The organism is Streptomyces sp. NBC_01775, from assembly GCF_035917675.1.
In the GTDB taxonomy this organism is placed as follows: domain Bacteria; phylum Actinomycetota; class Actinomycetes; order Streptomycetales; family Streptomycetaceae; genus Streptomyces.
The window spans coordinates 8,332,565-8,354,862 of the sequence record NZ_CP109104.1 but is presented as its reverse complement, the minus strand read 5'-3'; the positions used below and the strand labels follow the sequence as shown (position 1 = coordinate 8,354,862).

The following is a 22,298-nucleotide window of genomic DNA, read 5'->3' as shown; positions in this document are numbered from 1 at the left end:
TGCCGAACCCACCGCAACCCACGACACATCGGGTACGCGCCGCGAGCACAACGCACCACAGCAGGAGATCGGGACAGGGGGCGCTGGCCAGACTCTTCCGTACAAGGGGTGCATCGCATGAAAACAACTACAGCTCCAACGGCCGTGCCCTACCGGGAGGTGACCGACCGCAACGGCCGGACCTACCGCATCGGTGAGACCGACCGCGACATCATGAACCGCCCTCGGTGGGCGATGGTGCTCTGCCCATGGATCGGGATGATGGGCATCAGCTCGTCCGAGTACGCCTTCACCTCCGCCGAGGACACACTCCACACCGCACACGCCTGGAGCAGCGGCCACATCTTCTGGCTGATGGGTGTGTGGGTCTTCTTCCAGGCCGCTGTGGCCTTCCCCGCCGGACAGCTGCGCGAGAGCGGCAGACTTCCGGCGCGCAACGCGATGATGCTCGGCGCCGCCGGAACCCTGATCGGCTATGTGTCACTGGCGTACGCGCCGAACGTGATGCTGGCCTACCTCGGCTTCGGCGCGTTCAGCGGGACCGGCGCCGGAATGGTCTACGCGACCTGCGTCAACATGGTCGGCAAGTGGTATCCGGAGCGGAAGGGCGGTAAGACAGGGCTGGTCAACGGCGGTTTCGCGTACGGCTCCGTGCCGTTCGTCTTCCTCTTCACCAGCTACATGGACCTGAGCAACTACGAGGGCGTGCTGGTCTTCGTGGGCGTCATCTGCTGTGTGACGGTCGCCTCGGCGGGCTGGTTCTTCAGGGACCCGCCGAAGAACTGGTGGCCGCCGCACGCGGACCCGCTCAAGAAGTCGGACGACCCGCGGATCGTCCGCGCCCTGGAGAAGAACCCGCCGGCCGTGAGGCAGTTCACCCCGCGTGAGGCGTCCAGGACACCGGTGCTGTGGATGATGTGGTTCTGCCTGCTGTGCACGGCGGGTATCAACATCTTCGGCATCGCCATGCAGGTGCCGTTCGGCAAGGACATGGGCTTCGCGGGCGGCATCGTGGCCACGGCCATGTCGCTCAAGGCCATCGTGAACGGCACGGGGCGCGGCGTCATCGGCTGGATATCCGACCGCTACGGGCGCCGGAACACGCTCATCATCGTCTGCGTGGTCCTCGGCAGCGCCCAGTTCGGCGTGCTGGCCTCGGGAACCATGGGCAACATGCCGTTCTTCCTGTTCTGCTCGATGGTCTCCGGCTTCGGCGGCGGCGCCATTTTCCCGCTCTTCGCCGCCATGACCGCGGACTTCTTCGGGGAGAACCACAACGCCGCGAACTACGGCATGGTCTACAGCTCCAAGCTGATCTCGGGCCTGCTCGGCTCGGGCATGGGCGCGGTCGTCGTCTCCGCGTGGGACTACGAGGGTGCCTTCGCGCTCGCGGGGGGCATCGGGATCGCTTCCGCGTTCCTCGCCGTCTTCCTGCGACAGCCGGGTCGCCCGTCGGCCCGGAAGATCGAGCCCAACCCCTATCCGATCAGCCGCGAAGCGATGTGAGGCAGCCGGGCCGTCCGCTCCCCAGGGGCGGCCCGGCGCGCGAGAAGGCCGCGCGGCTGTCGCGGCTTCAGTCGCGCTCGCGCGCGTGGTACTGACGGCGGGTGTGCTCGGTGTGCTCCCGCATGAGCCGGCTGGTCTCCTCCTCGTCGCGCGCGGTGATCGCGGCGATGATCCGGCGGTGTTCGATCCAGGACTGGACGCCCCGCTGACGGGCCACCGGCTTGTAGAACCACCGCACCCGGCGGTCGACCTGCGCGGCCAGCTCGGAGAGCACCGCGTTTCCCGCCAGCTGCATCACCTTCGCGTGGAACCGCGCGTTCGTGGCGACGACGGTCTCCACCTCGTCCCGCGCGACGGCCGCCTCGCCCTGGGTGCACAGCTCCTCCAGCGCGGCGATGCCCGCCTTGTCGGCGTGGGCGGCGGCCAGCCTGGCCGCCTCGGCCTCCAGCAGCGTGCGGACGCTCAGCAGCTGGTCGGCCTCCTCCTCCGAGGGCTCGTGCACGAACGCGCCCTGCGCGGGGCGCAGATCGACCCATCCGTCGCTGTTGAGCCGCTGGAGCGCCTCGCGCACCGGCTGCCGGGAGACGCCCAGGTGCTGGGCGAGCTCGCTCTCGACAAGGTGCTGGCCCGGCCTGAGCGCGCGGGTGGTGATCAGCTCCAGCAGTGCCTCGTAGACCCGTTCGCGCAGCGGGCCCGGGCGCTCAAGCTTGGGAACGGCCCCTTGCGGCAGCCCTGCGGACAGCATCTGGGATCCCCTCGACGATGTGGCTATCGTCTACAGTCTACGAAATACGGGATGAAGGCAATCGCACACCGATAGTGACCTCCTTCACACCGCTTTCCCGCGACTTCCGGCCCCGCGCCCTCGCTCGCCCCGACCGGCAGCCCCTCTCAGGTACCCCGAACTCATGCCCCGCACGGGCGAATTCGGCCGTGCACAGCCCTTGCCACCCGCAGACTGGCGACCGTATACAGTATTCTGTCGTCTATTTTGAGCTCACCCCACGGCCCGCCCTCCCTCAGCAGGCCGGAGAGGAGCTACACATGAGAGTGGCAATCGTCGGCGCCGGAGCGATCGGCGCCTACGTCGGAGCCGCGCTGGAGCGCGCGGGTGCCGATGTGCATCTCATCGCCCGTGGACCGCACTTGACGGCCATGAGGCAGCACGGGGTCCAGGTCCTCAGCCCGCGCGGCGACTTCACCGCACGCGTGCACGCCACCGACGACCCTTCCGCGATCGGACCCGTCGACTACGTCTTCCTCGGCCTCAAAGCCCACGCCTACGCGGCCTGTTCCCCCCTGGTGGACCCGCTGCTGCACAACGGCACGGCGGTGATCGCGGCTCAGAACGGCATCCCCTGGTGGTATTTCCACGGCCTCAAGGGCCCCTACGAGGGCCGCCGCATCGAGAGCGTCGATCCCGGCGGCGCCGTCAGCCGCGCGCTGCCGCCCGAGCGCGCCATCGGCTGTGTCATCTACGCGGCGACCGAGCTGGCGGCGCCCGGCGTCGTACGCCACCTGGAAGGCACCCGTTTCTCGATCGGCGAGCCCGGCATGAGTGTCTCCGCGCGCTGTCTGGACTTCAGCGAGGCGATGCGGGCCGGCGGCCTCAAGTGCCCGGTCGAGCCCGACCTGCGCAACGACATCTGGATCAAGCTACTCGGGAACATCGCCTTCAACCCGCTCAGCGCCCTCTCCCGGGCGACGATGGCGCAGATCTGCCGCCACCAGGACACCAGGGCGCTGGTCGCGACGATGATGCACGAGGCGCTGGCCGTCGCCGAGAAGCTGGGCTGCCGCCCCGGGATCTCCGTCGAACGGCGTCTGGCGGGGGCCGAACGCGTCGGCGAGCACAAGACCTCCACCCTCCAGGACCTGGAGCGCGGCCGTCCGATGGAGCTGGACGTGCTGCTGGCCGCCGTGGTCGAGCTGGCGGCGCTGACCCGTACGCCCGTCCCGAAGCTCTGCGCGATCCACGCCGTCACCGACCTGCTGGCCCAGACCACATTCGGGAGCAGTGCAGCATGAAGAGCACCGCAGGCACATCCACCCGCGCGGGGCAGCGGCGCGACCGCTCCCCGCGGAACTACCCGCGCCTGACCCATCCGCTCGTACGCGGCAGCAAGGACGGACCGCTGCGGCGGGCGAGCTGGGAGGAGGCGCTGTCCCTCGCCGCCGGCGGATTCCGGCGGGTGCGCGAGGAGTCGGGGCCCGACGCGTTCGGCATGTTCTCCTGCGCGCGGGCGACCAACGAGATGAACTACGTGGCACAGAAGTTCACCCGCGTGGTGATGGGCACCAACAACGTCGACTCCTGCAACCGCACCTGCCACGCGCCCAGCGTCGCGGGCTTGACGGCCGCCCTCGGCTCGGGCGGCGGCACCTCCTCCTACGAGGAGGTCGAGCACGCCGACCTCATCGTGATGTGGGGCTCCAACGCCCGCTTCGCGCACCCGATCTTCTTCCACCACGTGCTCAAGGGGATCAGGAACGGCGCCCGGATGTACGCGGTCGATCCGCGCCGTACCTCCACCGCCGAGTGGGCGGAGAGCTGGCTCGGCCCGAACGTCGGCACCGACATCCCGCTCGCCCACGCCGTCGGCCGGGAGATCATCCACGCGGGCCTGGCCAACCGCGCCTTCATCGAGCGGGCCACCGAGGGCTTCGAGGAGTACGCCGCCGAGGTCGAGCCCTGGACCCTGACGGTCGCCGCGAAGGTCACCGGCGTCCCCGCCGAGGCGATCCGGAGCCTCGCCCACGCCTACGCCACGGCCGAGCGCGCCCAGCTGTGCTGGACGCTGGGCATCACCGAGCACCACAACGGCACCGACAACGTCCGCGCCCTGATCAACCTCGCGCTGCTGACGGGGCACGTGGGCCGCTACGGCTCGGGCCTCCAGCCGCTGCGCGGCCAGAACAACGTGCAAGGCGGCGGCGACATGGGCGCCATCCCCAACCGGCTGCCCGGCTTCCAGGACATCCTCTCCCCCGCCACCCGCGAGAAGTTCGAGACGGCGTGGGGTGCCGCCATCCAGCCGCGCTACGGCCTGAACCTCACTGACATGTTCGAGGCCATGGAGTCGGGTGCGCTCCGCGCCGTCTACTGCATCGGCGAGAACCCGGCCCAGTCCGAGGCCGACAGCGGGCAGGCCGTGGAGCGGATGCGGCAGCTCGACCATCTGGTGGTGCAGGACATCTTCTTGACGAAGACCGCCGAACTGGCCGACGTGGTATTGCCCGCGACCGCCGCCTGGTGCGAGACGGACGGCACGACGACCAACAGCGAGCGCCGCGTCCAGCGCGTACGCAAGGCCGTACATCCGCCCGGCGAGGCCCGCGAGGACATCGACATCCTCTGTGACCTGGCCGGACGGCTCGGCCACGACTGGAAGTTCGAGGACTCGGAGGCCGTCTGGGACGAGCTGCGCTCCATCTCCCCCGACCACTGGGGCATGACCTACGGGCGGCTCGAAGAGCACCAGGGCATCCAGTGGCCCTGCCCCAGCACCGAGCGGATCGAGCCGGGCTACCTGCACGGGCGCCTGTGGGAGTCCGACCCCGGCCGCCGCCTCCCACGGGCGGTCTTCGGCCCCGTCAAGCACGACCCGCCGGTCGATGTGACCGACGAGGACTACCCGCTCCGGCTCACCACGGGACGCCGCCTGGACTCGTACAACACCGGTGTGCAGTCCGGGAGTTTCGCCTCCCCGCTGCGCCGCGGCGAGTACGTCGAGCTGTGCCCCGAGGACGCCGGGCGCTACGGCGTGGCCGTCGGCGAGACGGTCCGGATCTCCTCCCGGCGCGGCTCGGTGACCGCACCCGTGTGGATCGATCCGGGACTGCGTCCGGGGCTGGCCTTCATGACCATGCACTTCCCCGACGAGGTCGACACCAACCAGCTGACCATCGAGGCCAACTGCCCGATCGCGGGCACGGCCGAGTTCAAGGCGTCGGCGATACGGATCGAGAAATTGCCGTGAAGTCGCAGTGAGGAGCTGAGAGCGGACATGGACCTGCACTTCGGCGACAGCAAGCCAACAGCCGAGGAGCGCGCGGCACTCGACGCGCTCCTCGGCCCTCCCGAGTCCCCGTGGGAGGGCGCGGACGACCGTACGGACACGGATCTGCGCTGGGCGACAGGTGGCCGCGCGGTACGCGAGCGGCGTGACCGGCTGCTGCCGGGGCTGCACGCGCTCCACGACCGGGTCGGCTGGATCAGCGAGGGCGGCCTCGCCTATCTGTGCCGCCGGCTGACGGTGCCCCCGGCGGAGGCCTACGGCGTCGCGACGTTCTACGCGATGTTCTCCGTCAAGCCCCGCCCGGCCACGGTGGTCCAGGTCTGCACGGACATCGCCTGCGCGGGCGGCTCGGCGGGCGGCTCCGCCGAGGTGTGTGCCGGGCTGGAGCGGCGTTGGGGTCCCGCCGGAACTCCCTCGGAGGGCGCTGTGTGGGAGCGCAGCCCGTGCCTGGGGCTGTGCGAACGGGCCCCGGCGGCGCTGGTGGTGCGGGCCGGGGCGGGAACCATTTCCCGCCGCGACGGCGCTCGGCCGACGCGTACCGGACCGACGGTGCCCGACCGGGCGTACGCAACCGCCGTTGTCGCGCCCGCGACAGGCGAGAGCGTAGCCGACGCCGCCCGAGAGCCGGGAGCGGTGTCCGACGAACCCGAGCCCGCACGGGCCGTGCCCCAGGCAGGGCAACCGGGGCTCACGCTCCTGCGCAGGGTCGGCGCCGTCGATCCGACCTCCCTCGACGACTACCGCGCACACGGCGGCTACACCGCGCTGCGCCGCGCCTTCGCGCTCGGCCCCGCCGGGGTGATCCGTGAGGTGACCGACTCGGGGCTGCTCGGACGCGGCGGGGCCGCCTTCCCCACCGGACGCAAGTGGCAGGCCACAGCGGGCCAGCCGGACCACCCGCACTACCTGGTCTGCAACGCCGACGAAAGCGAGCCGGGCACCTTCAAGGACCGGGTGCTCATGGAGGGCGACCCGTTCGCGCTGATCGAGGCGATGACGATCGCCGGGTACGCCACCGGGGCGCACCAGGGCTATCTGTATCTGCGCGGCGAGTACCCACGGGCGCTGGCGCGGCTGGAGAACGCCCTCGCCCAGGCGCGGACGCGCGGTCTGCTGGGCCCGGATGTGCTGGGTCAGCGCTACGCCTTCGACATCGAGATCCGGCGCGGCGCCGGCGCCTACATCTGCGGCGAGGAGACGGCACTGTTCAACTCGATCGAGGGGTATCGCGGAGAGCCGAGGAGCAAGCCGCCGTTCCCCGTCGAGAAGGGCCTGTTCGGCAAACCGACCGTCGTCAACAACGTCGAGACGCTGGTCAATGTGCTGCCCGTCCTGACGCTGGGCGCCCAGGCCTACGCCGCGATCGGCACCGGGACCTCCACGGGCCCCAAGCTGTTCTGCGTCTCCGGCAGCGTCGAGCGCCCGGGTCTGTACGAGCTGCCGTTCGGCGCCACCCTCGGCGAGGTGCTGGAGCTGGCGGGCCGGCGCGAGAAGCTGCGCGCCGTACTGCTCGGCGGCGCCGCCGGGGGCTTCGTACGCCCGGACGAGACCGATCTGCCACTCACCTTCGAGGGCACCCGCGAGGCGGGCACCGCGCTCGGGTCCGGCGTGGTTCTGGCCCTCGGCGAGTCGGTGCCGCTCCCCCGCGTCCTGCTGCGCATCGCGGAGTTCTTCCGCGACGAGTCGTGCGGCCAGTGCGTGCCGTGCCGGGTCGGCACGGTCCGCCAGGAGGAGGCACTCACCCGCCTGCTGGAGCGCACGGGCGTGGACGCCGCCGCGGATGTGGCGCTGCTGCGCGAGGTGGGCGCCGCCATGCGGGACGCCTCGATCTGCGGTCTGGGCCAGACCGCGTGGAACGCCGTGGAATCCGCCATCGACCGCCTGGGAGCCTACGCATGACCGCCGTCCCGCTTCAGCCCCCGCGCCGCCTCGTCGAGTTCACCCTCGACGGCGAGCCCGTGCGCGTACCGGAAGGCTCGACGATCCTGGACGCCTGCCGGGCCTCCGGCAAGGAGATACCGACCCTGTGCCAGGGCGACACCCTCACCCCCAAGAACGCCTGCCGGGTCTGCATGGTGGAGGTCGAAGGGGCGCGCACCCTGGCGCCCGCCTGCTCGCGCCGGGCCGAGCCGGGGATGGAGGTACGTACGGACACCGAGCGCGCCCGGCACAGCCGCAAGCTCGTCCTGGAGCTGCTGGCCTCGTCCACGGACCTGTCGACCACCCCGGGGATCGCCGCGTGGATCGAGGAGTACGGCGCCGAGCCCGGCCGCTTCGGCCCCGACGCGGCCACCGTGAACGAGGAACCGAAGATCGACAACGATCTCTATGTGCGCGACTACGACAAGTGCATCCTCTGTTACAAGTGCGTGGACGCCTGCGGCGAACAGTGGCAGAACACCTTCGCCATCGCGGTGGCGGGGCGGGGCTTCGACGCGCGGATCTCGACCGAGCACGAAGTGCCGCTCACCGACTCCGCCTGCGTCTACTGCGGCAACTGCATCGAGGTGTGCCCGACGGGCGCGCTCAGCTTCAAGTCGGAGTTCGACATGCGCGAGGCCGGCACCTGGGACGAGGAGCGGCAGACGGAGACGACGACGGTGTGCGCGTACTGCGGAGTGGGCTGCAACCTCACGCTGCACGTACAGGACAACGAGATCGTCAAGGTCTCCTCGCCGCACGACAACCCGGTCACCCACGGAAACCTCTGCATCAAGGGCCGCTTCGGCTACCAGCACGTCCAGCAGAGCTGACAGCGAGGCCGAGAATCCGGGTGGGAGTGAGCACTGATGGGACGTGTCACCGAGCGGCGCCGGATCATCCGCGTCCGGGAAGGCGCGGTGAGCGAGCGCCCCGACACCCTCGTGGCCGAGGAGCCGCTGGAGATCCGGCTGGGCGGCAAACCCCTGGCGATCACGATGCGCACTCCGGGGGACGACTTCGCCCTCGCGGCCGGGTTCCTGGTCAGCGAGGGCGTCCTCGCCCACCCCCGGGAGCTGGCCGGCATCGTCTACTGCGCGGGCGCCGATGAGCGGGGGCACAACACGTACAACGTCGTCGACGTGCGGCTGGCGCCCGGCGTCCCCGTCCCGGACATCACCCTGGAGCGCAACGTCTACACCACGTCCTCGTGCGGCCTGTGCGGAAAGGCCAGCCTGGACGCGGTACGCACGACGGCCCGCTGGCCGCCGGCGGCGGACCGCCCGCGGGGCATCGGGACCGAGGTCCTGGCGGCGCTGCCCGAGCGGCTGCGCGCGGCCCAGCGGGTCTTCGACCGCACCGGCGGGCTCCACGCCGCGGCGCTCTTCACTTCTGAGGGCGAGCTGCTGGAGCTGCGGGAGGACGTCGGCCGCCACAACGCCGTGGACAAGCTGGTCGGGCACGCGCTCCAGGAGGGACTCCTCCCGCTGCGCGACAGCCTGCTGATGGTGTCGGGGCGTGCCTCCTTCGAGCTGGCGCAGAAGGCGGTGATGGCGGGCATTCCCCTGCTGGCCGCCGTCTCGGCACCGTCCTCGCTCGCCGTCGACCTGGCCGCGGAGACCGGGCTGACGCTGGTCGGATTCCTGCGCGGCACCTCCATGAACGTGTACGCGGGCGCGCACCGGCTCGCACTGCACAGCGCGGTGCGAACCTGACGGACGGCTCGCCCGCTGCACGGGTAAGGGCTCCGGCCGGCGGGGTGCGCCCCCTGCGCCGGCCGGAGCCACCTGCCGTGTCCCCGTACGGCCCCGGATGGCCCGTACGGCCCCGGACGTGCATGAGGCCCGGCACCCCGCCAGCGTGGGGTGCCGGGCCTCATGCGGAGACCGTCAGAAGCGGAGGGGCTAGAGCCCTACCGCCTTGCGCAGCGCCTCGACCCGGTCCGTGCGCTCCCAGGTGAAGTCCGGGAGGGCACGGCCGAAGTGGCCGTAGGCGGCGGTCTGCGCGTAGATGGGCCGCAGCAGGTCGAGGTCGCGGATGAGCGCGGCCGGGCGGAGGTCGAAGACGTCAGCGATGGCCTGCTCGATCTTCTCCACGTCCACCGTCGCCGTGCCGAAGGTCTCCACGAAGAGACCGACGGGCTCGGCCTTGCCGATGGCGTAGGCGACCTGCACCTCGCAGCGCCCGGCCAGCCCGGCGGCGACCACGTTCTTGGCGACCCAGCGCATGGCGTACGCGGCGGAGCGGTCCACCTTGGAGGGGTCCTTGCCGGAGAAGGCACCGCCGCCGTGGCGGGCCATGCCGCCGTAGGTGTCGATGATGATCTTCCGGCCGGTGAGTCCGGCGTCACCCATGGGGCCGCCGATCTCGAAGCGCCCGGTGGGGTTGACCAGCAGGCGGTAGCCCTCGGTCTCCAGCTTGATGCCCTCGTCCACGAGAGCCTTCAGCTCGGGCTCGACGACGAACTCGCGGATGTCGGGTGCCAGCAGCGAGTCCAGGTCGATGTCGGCCGCGTGCTGCGAGGAGACCACGACGGTGTCCAGGCGCACGGCCTTGTCGCCGTTGTACTCGATGGTGACCTGCGTCTTGCCGTCGGGGCGCAGGTAGGGGATGGTCCCGTTCTTGCGGACGGCGGACAGCCGCTCGGAGAGCCGGTGCGCCAGCGTGATGGGCAGCGGCATGTACTCGGCGGTCTCATCACAGGCGTAGCCGAACATCAGGCCCTGGTCGCCCGCGCCCTGCTCGTCGAGCTCGTCGGCTTCCTTGCCGTCGCCCTCGACCCGCCTCTCGTACGCGGTGTCGACGCCCTGGGCGATGTCGGGCGACTGGGCGCCGATGGACTCGGAGACGCCGCAGGAGGCGCCGTCGAAGCCCTTCTTCGACGAGTCGTATCCGATGTCGAGGATCTTGTTGCGCACAAGCGTCGGGATAGGCGCGTAGGCCTTGGTGGTCACCTCTCCGGCCACGTGCACGAGGCCGGTGGTGATCAGTGTCTCGACGGCGACCCGCGAGTGCGGGTCCTCCTTGAGCAGGGCGTCGAGGATGGTGTCGCTGATCTGGTCAGCGATCTTGTCAGGGTGACCCTCGGTCACAGATTCCGAGGTGAACAAGCGGCGCGACACATCGCTCCCTGGGGTTGCAGCGGCTGCTGGCTGAGCATGGGGCGGACCGGTCGGGGGCTGCGCCCAAGCACGGTCCGCGGCCAGTTTATCCATCTCCGCCTGCATCCAATCACGGACTCTCGAACTCCGAGACGACCATGACCTGCTCGATCCGAACTCCAGCACCACCACAGACCCCGGGGAGGTACGGATATGTCGTGGAGTGTCGGGCGGCGCAGAGGCAGGTCAAGAGGCCCGTTTCGGCCCCGTTCGACGAGATCCGGCCCACTCGTACACTTTCCCGGAGTGCCATCCGGAACCGCCCAAAACGCCCCTCGAAGGGCTCCGGGTACCCCGCCCGGGTCCCCGCACTCACTCCCCCGCGAGCCGGGCGGCGACGAGGTCCCAGACCGTATCGGCCAGCCCCTCCTTCGGGCCGTGGGGCACCGCGGTCTCGCTGCCGTCCGCGCCGAGTACGACAGCCTCGTTCTCCTCGGAGCCGAAGGTCTTGCTGACGCCCACCTCGTTGACGACCAGCAGGTCGCAGCCCTTGGCGGCGAGCTTGGCGCGGCCGTGGGACAGCACGTCGTCGGTCTCGGCCGCGAAGCCCACCACGACCTGCCCCGGCCGGGCACGCCGGGCGGCCAGCTCGGCGAGGATGTCGGGGTTGCGCACCAGGTCCAGCGGCTCGGGCTCCTGCCCCGCCTTCTTCTTGATCTTGCCGGTGGCGTAGGTGGCGGGCCGGAAGTCGGCCACGGCCGCCGCCATGACCACGGCGTCCGCGTCGGCAGCCGCCTTGACCATGGCCTCGTGCAGCTCACGGGCGCTGCCGGTGCGTACGACGTCGACGCCCGCGGGATCGGGCAGTGCGCTGTTGGAGGAGACGAGCGTCACGCGGGCGCCCCGCGCGGCGGCCGTGCGGGCCAGCGCGTAGCCCTGCTTGCCGGTGGAGCGGTTGCCGAGGAAGCGCACCGGGTCCAGCGGCTCGCGGGTGCCCCCGGCGCTGATGGCGACGTGCCGCCCCGCCAGATCGGCCCGCACGCCCTCGGCGCCGCGCGCCAGGACCCGGCGGCAGAACTCGAAGATCTCATCCGGATCGGGCAGCCGTCCCTTGCCGGTGTCCACCCCGGTCAGCCGGCCGACCGCGGGCTCGATGACCAGGGCGCCCCGGCGGCGCAGAGTGGCGACGTTCTCCCGGGTGGCGGGGTGCTCCCACATCTCGGTGTGCATGGCGGGGGCGAAGACGACGGGACATCGCGCGGTCAGCAGCGTGTTCGTCAGCAGGTCGTCGGCGAGACCATGGGCGGCCTTGGCCAGCAGGTCCGCGGTCGCGGGCGCCACGACGACGAGGTCGGCACCCTGCCCGATCCGCACGTGCGGCACATCGTGGACCGATTCCCACACCTCGGTGGAGACGGGGTGCCCGGTCAGTGCCGACCAGGTGGCGGCGCCCACGAAGTGCAGCGCCGAGTCCGTGGGCACGGCCCGCACGTCGTGACCGCTCTCGGTCAGCCGCCGCGCCAGTTCGCACGCCTTGTACGCGGCGATCCCGCCGCTCACTCCCAGAACGACCTTCGGCCTGGCCTGCTGGTTCGTCACTCGTCTCTCCCCACGCCCGTCCTTGTGCCCCCATGACACACCAAGGGCCCGGCAGCCGCGCTGCCGGGCCCTGCTGGAATGGTGTGCCGTTGCCGCCGCTCAGACCGTGGCCGGGGCCTCGATGGCCTCGGAGGTGAGCAGGCCCGCGTTGATCTCGCGAAGCGCGATGGACAGCGGCTTCTCGTGCACGTGGGTGTCCACCAGCGGGCCGACGTACTCCAGGAGACCCTCACCGAGCTGGGAGTAGTACGCGTTGATCTGGCGCGCGCGCTTGGCGGCGTAGATCACGAGGCTGTACTTCGAGTCGGTGGCCTCAAGCAGCTCATCAATCGGCGGGTTGATGATGCCCTCGGGCGTGGTGATGGAAGAGGACACTCTCTGCCTTCCGAAGGGGGTCCGGGGGGTGTTTCCCCGGCAAGATTTCAGTATTCGATACTCATCAAGGCTAGCAGCTCAGCGCTGACGTCCTCGACGGAGGTGTTGACGAGAGTCACATCGAACTCGGAGCCGGCCGCCAGCTCGGTGCGGGCGGCTGCCAGGCGGCGCTCGATGACCTCCGGCGGCTCGGTTCCCCGCCCGGTCAGGCGCCTGACCAGTTCCTCCCAGGTGGGAGGGGCGAGGAACACGAGCTGCGCCTCGGGCATGGACTGTTTGACCAGCCTGGCGCCCTGCAAATCGATCTCCAGCAGGACGGGCTCACCGCGCTCCAGGTGCTCCAGCACCGCCTGGCGGGGGGTGCCGTACCTGTTGCCGGTGAATTCGGCCCATTCCAGCAGCTCGCCGTTGGCGACCAGCTTGTCGAACTCCTCGTCGTCCACGAAGAAGTACTGCACCCCGTGGCGCTCGCCGGGGCGAGGCCGCCGGGTGGTGGCGGAGACGGAGAGCCAGACCTCGGGATGGGCCTTGCGCATATGTGCGACGACCGTGCTCTTGCCGACCCCTGAAGGGCCGGAGAGCACGGTCAGCCGCGACGTGCCGACCGGGAGTGCCGGGGTCTCCCCCCGGGGAACTGCAGAACTCATGCAGTGATTATCCCGGTTAACGCGAGTGCCTGAGACCTCAGGCGTTCGCACCGCCGAACTCACGCTCCAGTGCGGCGATCTGGTTGGAGCCGAGCCCACGCACACGGCGGCTCTCGGAAATCCCGAGACGCTCCATGATCTGCTTGGCGCGGACCTTGCCGACGCCGGGCAGGGACTCCAGGAGAGCGGAGACCTTCATCTTGCCGATGACATCGTTCTCCTGACCCTGCTTGATCACCTCGTGGAGGGTTGCGCCGGAGTGCTTCAGCCGGTTCTTGACCTCGGCGCGCTCCCGGCGAGCCGCGGCGGCCTTTTCGAGCGCGGCTGCGCGCTGTTCAGGGGTAAGGGGCGGAAGAGCCACGCCTACGTCACCTCGGATATCGAACTGTCGGATACGGACCGGTGAGGAACCTAGTAGCCCTACACCTGCGGAGCAACGAGCAACGCGCCTGGCGCGGTGCTCTCGACGGAGACTAGCGGCCGGGAGCCCAAGAGTCAGCGAGAACAGACGAAAAGTCCTGGTCAGCCTCTGCCGACCAGGACATTTCCAGACATAATGAGCAGATTTTTTCGCGTCAGTTGACGGCGAGCCGTACCTCGTCGGCAAAACGGACGGCGGAATCCCTCAGTCCGGTTGTGTTGGGACCGTGTCGGAGCACCCCCCGGCTCACGCTCGGGACGACATTCCGGACAGCCTCCCCGAAGACCGCGGGGAGGTCGGCGGGGGTGGCTCCCTGGGCGCCGATGCCGGGCGCGAGCAGAGGCCCGTTGACGCTCAGCCGGAACGAGGACAGATCGCCGAGCGTCGCGCCCACCACGGCCCCGAAGGAGCCCAGCGTCCCGGCGTCCGCGTTCAGCTCCGCCAGGTGCCGCAGTATCGTCGCGGCCACGGTCGTGCCGTCCTCCCGGAGGGCGCGCTGGACCTCCTGGCCCTCCGGGTTGGAGGTCAGCGCCAGCACGAAGAGCCCGGCGCCGCTGTCCCTGGCCGCCTCCACCGCCGGAGCCAGCGCCCCGAAGCCCAGGTAGGGGCTGACGGTGAGCGCGTCGCAGAACAGCGGGCTGTCCTTGCGGAGGAAGGTGGCCGCGTAGGCGTCCATGGTGGAGCCGATGTCCCCGCGCTTGGCGTCCATCACCACCAGTGCCCCGGCCTCCCGGGCCTCGGCGACCGCCTTCTCCAGGACGGCGATGCCGCGCGACCCGAAGCGCTCGAAGAAGGCCGACTGCGGCTTGAGCACCGCCACCCGGCCCGCCAGCGCCTCCACCGTCGTACGGGTGAAGCGCTCCAGGCCCGCCACGTCGTCGTTCAGCCCCCAGTCGTGCAGCAGGGAGGCGTGCGGGTCGATACCGACGCACAGCGGCCCCCTGGTGTCCATGGCGCGGCGGAGCCGGGCGCCGAAGGGTACGGATTCCGTCATGCGGTCACCTTCCGGTGGTCGGCGCCGATGGCCTCGGCGAGGGTGGCGTACGGACTGGCCTCCAGTCGCCGGGCGAGCCCGTGGTGCACGGTGCGCATCCAGAACGGGCCCTCGTAGAGGAACGCCGTGTAGCCCTGTACGAGCGTGGCACCGGCCAGGATCCGCTGCCAGGCGTCCTCGGCCGTGGTGATGCCGCCGACGCCGACGAGCGTCAGCCGCCCGCCCACGCGCGCGTACAGCCGCCGCAGCACCTCCAGTGAGCGGTCGGCGACCGGCGCGCCGGACAGACCGCCCGTCTCCGCACTCAGCGCCGGGTCCGAGGTCAGACCGAGGCCCTCGCGGGCGATGGTGGTGTTGGTGGCGATGATGCCGTCCAGACCCAGCTCGACAGCGAGGTCGGCGACGGCGTCGATGTCCTCGTCCGCGAGATCGGGCGCGATCTTGACGAGGAGCGGGACGCGGCGCGTGGTGACCGCACGGTCGGCCGCCTCGCGCACTGCGGTCAGCAGCGGGCGCAGGTGTTCGGTGGCCTGGAGATTGCGCAGTCCGGGGGTGTTCGGTGACGAGACGTTGACGACGAGGTAGTGGGCGTGCGCGGCCAGCGCCTCGGTGGAGGTCACATAGTCCGCGACGGCTTCCCCCTCGGGGACCGCCTTGGTCTTGCCGATGTTGACGCCGACGGTCGTGGGGAAGACGGCGCGCCGGGCGGCCAGCCGCGCCGCCACGGCCGCCGAACCCTCGTTGTTGAAGCCCATGCGGTTGATCAGCGCCCGGTCCTCGACCAGACGGAAGAGCCGCTTCTTGGGGTTGCCGGGCTGAGGGCGGCCGGTGACGGTGCCGACCTCGACGTGGTCGAAGCCGAGCATCGCGAGACCGTCGATCCCCTCGGCGTTCTTGTCGAACCCCGCCGCGAGGCCGAAAGGACCGTGCATGCGACGGCCCAGGGCCTCGATGCGGAGTTCCTTGTGGCGCCGGGCGAGGACCGCCGCCGCGAGGGTTCTGAGGACGGGGGTGCGGGCCGCGCGCCGGATCCAGGAGAAGGCGAGGTGGTGGGCCTTCTCGGGATCCATCCGCGAGAAGAGGACGCGGAAGAGGAGTCCGTACATGTGAGTGGGGCTTTCCGTGGTTGGTTTGCCCCTGCCCCGCCCCTTCCCGGAACTCCTCAAACGCCGGAGAGGCTCGTCCTCAAGCGCCGGACGGGCTGATTTCAGCCCGTCCGGGACTTGAGAACCGGGGCTCGGGGGCAGCGCCCCAAAAAAAGGGGAGGGGCGGGCAGGGGCGGGAGTCTTAGCGTTCGCGGGCCGCAACCAGATGCTGGGCGTGCTCTTGCAAAGAGCGCACCGACACCTCACCCCGTGTCAGGGCCTCGATGCCCTGCACGGCGGCAGCCAGCGCCTGCACCGTCGTCAGGCAGGGCACCGCACGGGCGACAGCCGCCGTGCGGATGTCGTAGCCGTCGAGGCGCCCCCCGGTGCCGTACGGCGTGTTGACGATCAGATCGACCTCGCCGTCCTGGATGAGCTGGACGATGGTCGGCTCCCCCTCGGGCCCCGTGCCCTGGCTCTGCTTGCGGACGACCCGTGCGTTGATCCCGTTGCGCTTGAGAACTTCCGCCGTGCCCGAGGTCGCGAGCAGTTCGAAGCCCATGCCGACCAGCTCGCGCGCCGGGAAGATCAGCGAGCGCTTGTCGCGGTTGGCGACCGAGACGAAGGCGCGGCCCTTGCTGGGCAGCGCCCCGTAGGCGGCGGCCTGCGACTTGGCGTAGGAGGTGCCGAAGACCGAGTCGATGCCCATGACCTCACCGGTCGAGCGCATCTCCGGGCCGAGCACGGTGTCCACCCCGCGGCCTTGGACGTCGCGGAAGCGGTTCCACGGAAGCACCGCTTCCTTGACCGAGATCGGCGCGTCCAGCGGCAGGTCGCCGCCGTCGCCCTCGGCCGGGAGCAGGCCCTCGGCGCGCAGCTCGGCGACGGTGGCGCCCAGCGAGATACGGGCCGCGGCCTTTGCGAGCGGGACGGCCGTGGCCTTGGAGGTGAAGGGCACGGTGCGGGAGGCGCGAGGGTTGGCCTCCAGGACGTAGAGGATGTCCCCGGCCATGGCGAACTGGATGTTGATCAGCCCCCGGACGCCCACGCCGCGCGCGATCGCCTCCGTGGAGGCGCGCAGCCGCTTGATGTCGTAGCCGCCCAGCGTGATCGGCGGCAGGGCGCAGGCCGAGTCGCCGGAGTGGATGCCGGCCTCCTCGATGTGCTCCATGACGCCGCCGAGGTACAGCTCCCGGCCGTCGTAGAGCGCGTCGACGTCGATCTCGATGGCGTCGTCGAGGAAGCGGTCGATGAGGACGGGGTGCTTCTCGATAAGGCCGGCGTGGCGCTGGAGGTAGGACTCCAGCGAGGGCTCGTCGTAGACGATCTCCATGCCGCGTCCGCCCAGCACATAGGAGGGGCGCACCATGACGGGGTAGTTGATCTCGGCGGCGATGCCCTTGGCCTGCTCGAAGGAGAAGGCGGTGCCGTACTTGGGCGCGGGCAGGCCCGCCTCGGTCAGGACGCGGCCGAAGGCGCCCCGCTCCTCGGCCAGCTCGATGGCCTCCGGCGAGGTGCCGACGATGGGCACTCCGTTGTCCTTGAGGTCCTGCGCGAGGCCGAGCGGGGTCTGGCCGCCGAGCTGGACGAGCACTCCGGCGACAGGGCCCGCCTGCTGTTCGGCGTGGACGATCTCCAGGACGTCCTCCAGGGTGAGCGGCTCGAAGTAGAGCCGGTCGGAGGTGTCGTAGTCGGTGGAGACGGTCTCGGGGTTGCAGTTGACCATCACGGTCTCGTACCCGGCGTCGTGCAGCGCGAAGGAGGCGTGGACGCAGGAGTAGTCGAACTCGATGCCCTGCCCGATCCGGTTGGGGCCCGAGCCCAGGATGATCACCGCGGGCTTCTCGCGCGGCGCCACCTCGCTCTCCTCGTCGTAGGAGGAGTAGAAGTACGGCGTCTTGGCGGCGAACTCGGCGGCGCAGGTGTCCACGGTCTTGTAGACGGGGCGGATGCCCAGCGCGTGCCGTACCTCGCGGACGACGTCCTCGCGCAGGGAGCGGATCGAGGCGATCTGCGCGTCGGAGAAGCCGTGCCGCTTGGCCTCGGCCAGCAGCTGAGGGCCCAGCTCGGGCGCTGCGGCGATCTCGTCGGCCGTCTCCTTGATGAGGAAGAGCTGGTCGACGAACCAGGGGTCGATCTTCGTCGCGTCGAAGACCTCCTGCTGGGTGGCCCCGGCGCGGATGGCGGCCATGACGGTGTTGATCCGGCCGTCGGTGGGGCGGGCGGCCTCGGTGAGCAGCGCGGTCTTGTCGCCCAGCTCGGCGGGCGGGGTGGCGAAGTCGAACTGGCTGCCCTTCTTCTCCAGGGAGCGCAGCGCCTTGTTGAGGGCCTCGGTGAAGTTGCGGCCGATGGCCATGGCCTCGCCGACCGACTTCATGGTGGTGGTGAGGGTGGAGTCGGCGGCCGGGAACTTCTCGAAGGCGAAGCGGGGGGCCTTGACGACGACGTAGTCGAGCGTCGGCTCGAAGGAGGCCGGGGTCTGCTCGGTGATGTCGTTGGGGATCTCGTCCAGGGTGTAGCCGACGGCGAGCTTCGCTGCGATCTTCGCGATGGGGAAGCCGGTGGCCTTGGAGGCGAGCGCGGAGGACCGGGAGACGCGCGGGTTCATCTCGATGACGACGACCCGGCCGTCCTCGGGGTCGACCGCGAACTGGATGTTGCAGCCTCCGGTGTCGACGCCGACCTCGCGGATGACGGCGATGCCGATGTCCCGGAGGATCTGGTACTCGCGGTCGGTCAGCGTCATGGCGGGCGCGACGGTGATCGAGTCGCCGGTGTGCACGCCCATGGGGTCGAAGTTCTCGATGGAGCAGACGACCACGACGTTGTCGTTCTTGTCGCGCATCAGCTCCAGCTCGTACTCCTTCCAGCCGAGGATGGACTCCTCCAGGAGCACCTCGGTGGTCGGGGAGAGCGTGAGGCCCTGGCCCGCGATGCGGCGCAGCTCCTCCTCGTCGTGGGCGAAGCCGGAGCCGGCGCCGCCCATGGTGAAGGAGGGGCGGACGACGACCGGGTAGCCGCCCAGCTCCTCGACGCCGGCCAGGACGTCGTCCATGGAGTGGCAGATGTAGGAGCGCGCGGACTCGCCGTGGCCGATCCTGCCCCGGACGGCCTCGACGACCTCCTTGAACTGGTCGCGGTCCTCGCCCTTGTTGATGGCCTCGACGTTGGCGCCGATCAGCTCGACGCCGTACTTCTCCAGAGTGCCGGACTCGTGCAGGGAGATCGCGGTGTTGAGCGCGGTCTGGCCGCCGAGGGTGGGCAGGAGCGTGTCGGGGCGCTCCTTGGCGATGATCTTCTCGACGAATTCGGGGGTGATCGGTTCGACGTAGGTGGCGTCGGCGATCTCCGGGTCGGTCATGATCGTGGCCGGGTTGGAGTTGACCAGGATCACGCGCAGGCCCTCGGCCTTGAGTACGCGGCACGCCTGGGTGCCGGAGTAGTCGAACTCGGCGGCCTGCCCGATGACGATCGGTCCTGAGCCGATGACCAGGACGGACTGGATATCGGTGCGCTTAGGCACGCTGGTCCTCCATGAGCTGTGCGCTGTGCTGATCGCCGTCGCGCATGAGCGCGACGAACCGGTCGAAGAGGTAGGCGGCGTCGTGCGGACCCGCTGCCGCCTCCGGGTGGTACTGGACGCTGAAGGCAGGCTTGTCGAGCAGCCGCAGGCCTTCGACGACGTCGTCGTTCAGGCAGATGTGCGAGACCTCGGCCCTGCCGTATGGGGTGTCGCTGACCCGGTCGAGCGGCGCGTCGACGGCGAAGCCGTGGTTGTGGGCCGTGACCTCGACCTTGCCGGTCGTCCGGTCCTGGACGGGCTGGTTGATGCCGCGGTGGCCGTACTTCAGCTTGAAGGTGCCGAAGCCGAGGGCGCGGCCGAGGATCTGGTTGCCGAAGCAGATGCCGAACAGGGGGGTGCCGCGCTCCAGGACGCCGCGCATCAGCTCCACGGGGTGTTCGGCGGTGGCCGGGTCGCCGGGGCCGTTGGAGAAGAACACCCCGTCGGGCGCGGTGGCGTAGATGTCCTCCAAGGTGGCGGAGGCGGGCAGCACATGCACCTCTATGCCGCGCTCGGCCATGCGGTAGGGGGTCATGCCCTTGATGCCGAGGTCGACGGCGGCGACGGTGAAGCGCTTCGTGCCGATAGCGGGCACCGTGTACGCCTCGGTGGTGGCGACCTCTCCGGCGAGGTCGGCGCCCTTCATCTGGGGGGCTTCGCGTACCCGTGCGAGGAGGGCGGCCTCGTCGGCGAGGCCCGCGCCGGAGGCGCTGTCCAGCGCAGGGCCGGAGAAGATCCCGACGCGCATGGCGCCGCGCTCGCGCAGGTGCCGGGTGAGGGCCCGGGTGTCCACACCGCTGATGCCGACGACGCCCTGGCCGCGCAGCTCCTCGTCCAGGGATCGGGTGGAGCGCCAGTTGGAGGGGACGCGGGCGGGGTCGCGTACGACATATCCGGACACCCAGATGCGCCGCGATTCGGGGTCCTCGTCGTTGACGCCGGTGTTGCCGATGTGCGGCGCCGTCATGACGACGACCTGACGGTGGTAGGAGGGGTCGGTCAGCGTCTCCTGGTATCCGGTCATGCCGGTGGAGAACACCGCCTCGCCGAAGGTCTCCCCCTCGGCTCCGTAGGCGCGTCCGCGGAAGGTGCGGCCGTCCTCCAGGACGAGCAGCGCCGGGCCTGCCGTCTGGTCGGTCGCTCCCCTGGTGGAGATCGTCATCATGCGCCTTCCTTGTGGTGCTGCCGCGCCGCGACGCCGTCGTCGCCGTCGCCGCCGCTCATTGCGTTGATCTTCTCGGCCCACTCGGTCTGCCGCGCCGAGTGGTCGAAGCGGAATCCCGCGTCCAGCCGCCGGCCGCCGTGCTCCCAGGTGACGATCAGCAGGCCGCCCTCGGTGAGGACCTTGCCCGCGATGCCGGTGTCGAGGCGGGCGCCGCGCAGCTTGTCCACGGGTACCCAGAAGTCCTGCGCCCCAGGGCGTACGACGTCCAGGCCGCGCTCGGTGAGGGTCAGCTCGGCCCTGCTGCGGGTGCCCAGGCCCTGGGCGACGATCCGGTCGAGCCACTGCCCCGCGTTGGTGGAGCCGTGGTAGCGGCCCGTCGCCGTCAGGAGCGGCGCACCGCTGTCGATGGCCCCCTCGGGCCGCCGGGGCAGCTCGGGCAGGTCGCCCTGGAGGGTGCCGCGCCACTTCCAGCCCTGGCGCATCAGCCAGTACAGCAGGGCGATGAACAGGATCAGCCCCACGACCCAGCCGATACGGGCCGCCCAGTCCGTGACTTCCTGCGATTTCTGTCCGGCGGCCAGGCCGGTCAGAGAAAGGTTTCCTACGCTCACACCAATGTCCCGTCCACGACCGTCGCGCGGCCCCGCAGCCAGGTGTGGGTGACGCGTCCGGGCAGCTCACGGCCCTCGTAGGGGGTGTTGCCGCTGCGGGAGGCGAAGCCCGCGGGGTCCACCTGTCCACGGTAAGCCGCATCGAGGAGGACGAGGTTGGCGGGCTCGCCGGGTGAGACGGGGCGACCGTGGCCCTCCAGCCGTCCGATGCCGGCCGGGCGGTAGGACATGCGGTCGGCGACCTGTGCCCAGTCCAGCAGCCCGGTGTCGACCATGGTGTGCTGCACGACCGACAAGGCGGTCTCCAGGCCGACCATGCCCATGGCCGCGGCACCCCACTCGCAGTCCTTGTCCTCGTGCGGGTGCGGGGCGTGGTCGGTGGCGACGCAGTCGATGGTGCCGTCGGCCAGGGCCTCGCGCAGGGCCATGACGTCCGCCTCGGTACGCAGGGGCGGGTTGACCTTGTAGACGGGGTCGTAGGAGCGGACCAGCTCGTCGGTGAGCAGCAGGTGGTGCGGGGTGACCTCGGCGGTCACGTTCCAGCCCTTGGACTTGGCCCAGCGCACGAGTTCCACCGAGCCGGCCGTCGACAGGTGGCAGATGTGCACGCGGGAGCCGACGTGCGCGGCGAGCAGCACATCGCGGGCGATGATCGACTCCTCGGCGACGGCGGGCCAGCCCGCCAGGCCCAGCTCGGCGGAGACGGTCCCCTCGTTCATCTGCGCGCCCTCGGTCAGCCGGGGCTCTTGCGCGTGCTGGGCGACGACACCGTCGAACGCCTTCACGTACTCCAGCGCACGGCGCATGATCACAGCGTCGTCGACGCACTTGCCGTCGTCGGAGAAGACCCGCACTCCGGCGGCCGAGTCGTGCATGGCGCCCAGCTCGGCGAGCTTCTTGCCCTCCAGCCCGACGGTGACGGCGCCGACGGGGCGCACGTCGCAGTAGCCGTACTCCTTGCCCAGCCGCCACACCTGCTCGACCACGCCGGCGGTGTCGGCGACGGGGAAGGTGTTGGCCATGGCATGCACGGCCGTGTAGCCGCCCTTGGCCGCGGCCCGGGTGCCGGTGTGCACCGTCTCGGAATCCTCGCGGCCGGGCTCCCGCAGATGGGTGTGCAGGTCGACGAGGCCGGGCAGGAGCACGGCTCCGTGGGTCTCGATGACCTCGGCGCCCGCGGCCTCGATGCCCCGGTCCACACCGGCGATGATTCCGTCCTCGATGAGGACGTCCTGCGGCTCTCCACCGAGGATCTTGGCTCCGCGCAGCAGCGTCCGCTTCTGCTCGTTCATG

At 70.5% G+C, this 22,298-nt stretch carries 18 protein-coding genes; 6 read left to right on the top strand and 12 right to left on the bottom strand.

Translation table 11 applies throughout. From position 1 onward, the window contains the following. Positions 1-117: 117 nt before the first annotated feature. Positions 118-1,506 (top strand): OFA family MFS transporter, encoded by a 1,389-nt coding sequence (locus tag OHB04_RS36925; RefSeq protein WP_326691991.1) that lies wholly within the window; start codon positions 118-120, stop codon positions 1,504-1,506. A gap of 67 nt (positions 1,507-1,573) precedes the next feature. Here OHB04_RS36925 and OHB04_RS36920 read toward each other — a convergent pair whose 3' ends face one another. Beyond that, on the bottom strand, positions 1,574-2,251 hold the full coding sequence (locus OHB04_RS36920) for a GntR family transcriptional regulator (RefSeq protein ID WP_326809153.1): 678 nt from the start codon (positions 2,249-2,251) through the stop codon (positions 1,574-1,576). A 299-nt stretch (positions 2,252-2,550) separates the two neighbouring features. Here OHB04_RS36920 and OHB04_RS36915 point away from each other — a divergent pair, with 299 nt between their 5' ends. Genes OHB04_RS36915 through fdhD form a run of 5 tightly spaced genes read left to right on the top strand, consistent with a single transcriptional unit; the run spans position 2,551 to position 9,160 of the window. Beyond that, positions 2,551-3,534, top strand: a complete 984-nt coding sequence (locus tag OHB04_RS36915; RefSeq protein WP_326691989.1) for a 2-dehydropantoate 2-reductase — start codon at positions 2,551-2,553, stop codon at positions 3,532-3,534. Continuing rightward, the gene (locus OHB04_RS36910; RefSeq protein WP_326809152.1) at positions 3,531-5,486 is read left to right on the top strand and encodes a molybdopterin oxidoreductase family protein; all 1,956 of its coding nucleotides are present in this window, start codon (positions 3,531-3,533) and stop codon (positions 5,484-5,486) included. Before OHB04_RS36915 ends, OHB04_RS36910 begins: the two co-directional genes overlap by 4 nt. Positions 5,487-5,513: 27 nt before the next feature. Continuing rightward, complete coding sequence (locus OHB04_RS36905; protein WP_326809151.1) at positions 5,514-7,424, top strand: NAD(P)H-dependent oxidoreductase subunit E; 1,911 nt, start codon at positions 5,514-5,516, stop codon at positions 7,422-7,424. Continuing rightward, positions 7,421-8,278, top strand: a complete 858-nt coding sequence (locus OHB04_RS36900; RefSeq protein ID WP_326809150.1) for a 2Fe-2S iron-sulfur cluster-binding protein — start codon at positions 7,421-7,423, stop codon at positions 8,276-8,278. The genes OHB04_RS36905 and OHB04_RS36900 overlap by 4 nt, the downstream gene beginning before the upstream one ends. Before the next feature lie 36 nt (positions 8,279-8,314). Then, the gene (fdhD, locus tag OHB04_RS36895) at positions 8,315-9,160 is read left to right on the top strand and encodes a formate dehydrogenase accessory sulfurtransferase FdhD (RefSeq protein ID WP_326691985.1); all 846 of its coding nucleotides are present in this window, start codon (positions 8,315-8,317) and stop codon (positions 9,158-9,160) included. Between the two features lie 189 nt (positions 9,161-9,349). Here the strand turns inward: fdhD and metK are convergent, their stop codons facing one another. The 11 genes from metK to OHB04_RS36840 form a co-directional block, all read right to left on the bottom strand. Next, the gene (gene metK, locus OHB04_RS36890; RefSeq protein ID WP_326691984.1) at positions 9,350-10,567 is read right to left on the bottom strand and encodes a methionine adenosyltransferase; all 1,218 of its coding nucleotides are present in this window, start codon (positions 10,565-10,567) and stop codon (positions 9,350-9,352) included. Positions 10,568-10,918: 351 nt separating this feature from the next. After that, on the bottom strand, positions 10,919-12,145 hold the full coding sequence (gene coaBC, locus OHB04_RS36885; RefSeq protein WP_326691983.1) for a bifunctional phosphopantothenoylcysteine decarboxylase/phosphopantothenate--cysteine ligase CoaBC: 1,227 nt from the start codon (positions 12,143-12,145) through the stop codon (positions 10,919-10,921). Between the two features lie 99 nt (positions 12,146-12,244). After that, positions 12,245-12,520, bottom strand: a complete 276-nt coding sequence (gene rpoZ, locus OHB04_RS36880) for a DNA-directed RNA polymerase subunit omega (protein ID WP_326691982.1) — start codon at positions 12,518-12,520, stop codon at positions 12,245-12,247. A 47-nt stretch (positions 12,521-12,567) separates the two neighbouring features. Continuing rightward, complete coding sequence (gene gmk / locus OHB04_RS36875) at positions 12,568-13,167, bottom strand: guanylate kinase (protein ID WP_326691981.1); 600 nt, start codon at positions 13,165-13,167, stop codon at positions 12,568-12,570. Between the two features lie 37 nt (positions 13,168-13,204). Continuing rightward, positions 13,205-13,528, bottom strand: coding sequence for an integration host factor (locus OHB04_RS36870; protein WP_326691980.1), 324 nt, complete (start codon positions 13,526-13,528; stop codon positions 13,205-13,207). Positions 13,529-13,742: 214 nt separating this feature from the next. Further along, a complete protein-coding gene (pyrF, locus tag OHB04_RS36865; protein ID WP_326691979.1) occupies positions 13,743-14,582 on the bottom strand; it encodes an orotidine-5'-phosphate decarboxylase in 840 nt (279 codons plus the stop codon). Beyond that, positions 14,579-15,688: a quinone-dependent dihydroorotate dehydrogenase gene (locus OHB04_RS36860; protein ID WP_326809149.1), complete on the bottom strand. Its 1,110-nt coding sequence runs from the start codon at positions 15,686-15,688 to the stop codon at positions 14,579-14,581. Before OHB04_RS36860 ends, pyrF begins: the two co-directional genes overlap by 4 nt. A 181-nt stretch (positions 15,689-15,869) precedes the next feature. Continuing rightward, on the bottom strand, positions 15,870-19,190 hold the full coding sequence (gene carB / locus OHB04_RS36855; protein ID WP_326691977.1) for a carbamoyl-phosphate synthase large subunit: 3,321 nt from the start codon (positions 19,188-19,190) through the stop codon (positions 15,870-15,872). Beyond that, positions 19,183-20,391, bottom strand: a complete 1,209-nt coding sequence (carA, locus tag OHB04_RS36850) for a glutamine-hydrolyzing carbamoyl-phosphate synthase small subunit (protein ID WP_326693084.1) — start codon at positions 20,389-20,391, stop codon at positions 19,183-19,185. The genes carB and carA overlap by 8 nt, the downstream gene beginning before the upstream one ends. After that, complete coding sequence (locus OHB04_RS36845; RefSeq protein WP_326691976.1) at positions 20,391-21,005, bottom strand: PH-like domain-containing protein; 615 nt, start codon at positions 21,003-21,005, stop codon at positions 20,391-20,393. Before OHB04_RS36845 ends, carA begins: the two co-directional genes overlap by 1 nt. Next, positions 21,002-22,297, bottom strand: a complete 1,296-nt coding sequence (locus OHB04_RS36840; RefSeq protein WP_326809148.1) for a dihydroorotase — start codon at positions 22,295-22,297, stop codon at positions 21,002-21,004. The genes OHB04_RS36845 and OHB04_RS36840 overlap by 4 nt, the downstream gene beginning before the upstream one ends. Between the last annotated feature and the right edge of the window lies 1 nt (position 22,298).

What these genes read in the sequence shown, in the direction of transcription:
- OHB04_RS36860 (WP_326809149.1), bottom strand. Translation starts at nt 15,688, where the DNA reads ATGTACGGACTCCTCTTCCGCGTCCTCTTCTCGCGGATGGATCCCGAG.
- fdhD (WP_326691985.1), top strand. Translation starts at nt 8,315, where the DNA reads ATGGGACGTGTCACCGAGCGGCGCCGGATCATCCGCGTCCGGGAAGGC.
- pyrF (WP_326691979.1), bottom strand. Translation starts at nt 14,582, where the DNA reads ATGACGGAATCCGTACCCTTCGGCGCCCGGCTCCGCCGCGCCATGGAC.
- carA (WP_326693084.1), bottom strand. Translation starts at nt 20,391, where the DNA reads ATGACGATCTCCACCAGGGGAGCGACCGACCAGACGGCAGGCCCGGCG.
- OHB04_RS36900 (WP_326809150.1), top strand. Translation starts at nt 7,421, where the DNA reads ATGACCGCCGTCCCGCTTCAGCCCCCGCGCCGCCTCGTCGAGTTCACC.
- OHB04_RS36920 (WP_326809153.1), bottom strand. Translation starts at nt 2,251, where the DNA reads ATGCTGTCCGCAGGGCTGCCGCAAGGGGCCGTTCCCAAGCTTGAGCGC.
- OHB04_RS36915 (WP_326691989.1), top strand. Translation starts at nt 2,551, where the DNA reads ATGAGAGTGGCAATCGTCGGCGCCGGAGCGATCGGCGCCTACGTCGGA.
- OHB04_RS36925 (WP_326691991.1), top strand. Translation starts at nt 118, where the DNA reads ATGAAAACAACTACAGCTCCAACGGCCGTGCCCTACCGGGAGGTGACC.
- OHB04_RS36905 (WP_326809151.1), top strand. Translation starts at nt 5,514, where the DNA reads ATGGACCTGCACTTCGGCGACAGCAAGCCAACAGCCGAGGAGCGCGCG.
- gmk (WP_326691981.1), bottom strand. Translation starts at nt 13,167, where the DNA reads ATGAGTTCTGCAGTTCCCCGGGGGGAGACCCCGGCACTCCCGGTCGGC.
- OHB04_RS36840 (WP_326809148.1), bottom strand. Translation starts at nt 22,297, where the DNA reads ATGAACGAGCAGAAGCGGACGCTGCTGCGCGGAGCCAAGATCCTCGGT.
- OHB04_RS36910 (WP_326809152.1), top strand. Translation starts at nt 3,531, where the DNA reads ATGAAGAGCACCGCAGGCACATCCACCCGCGCGGGGCAGCGGCGCGAC.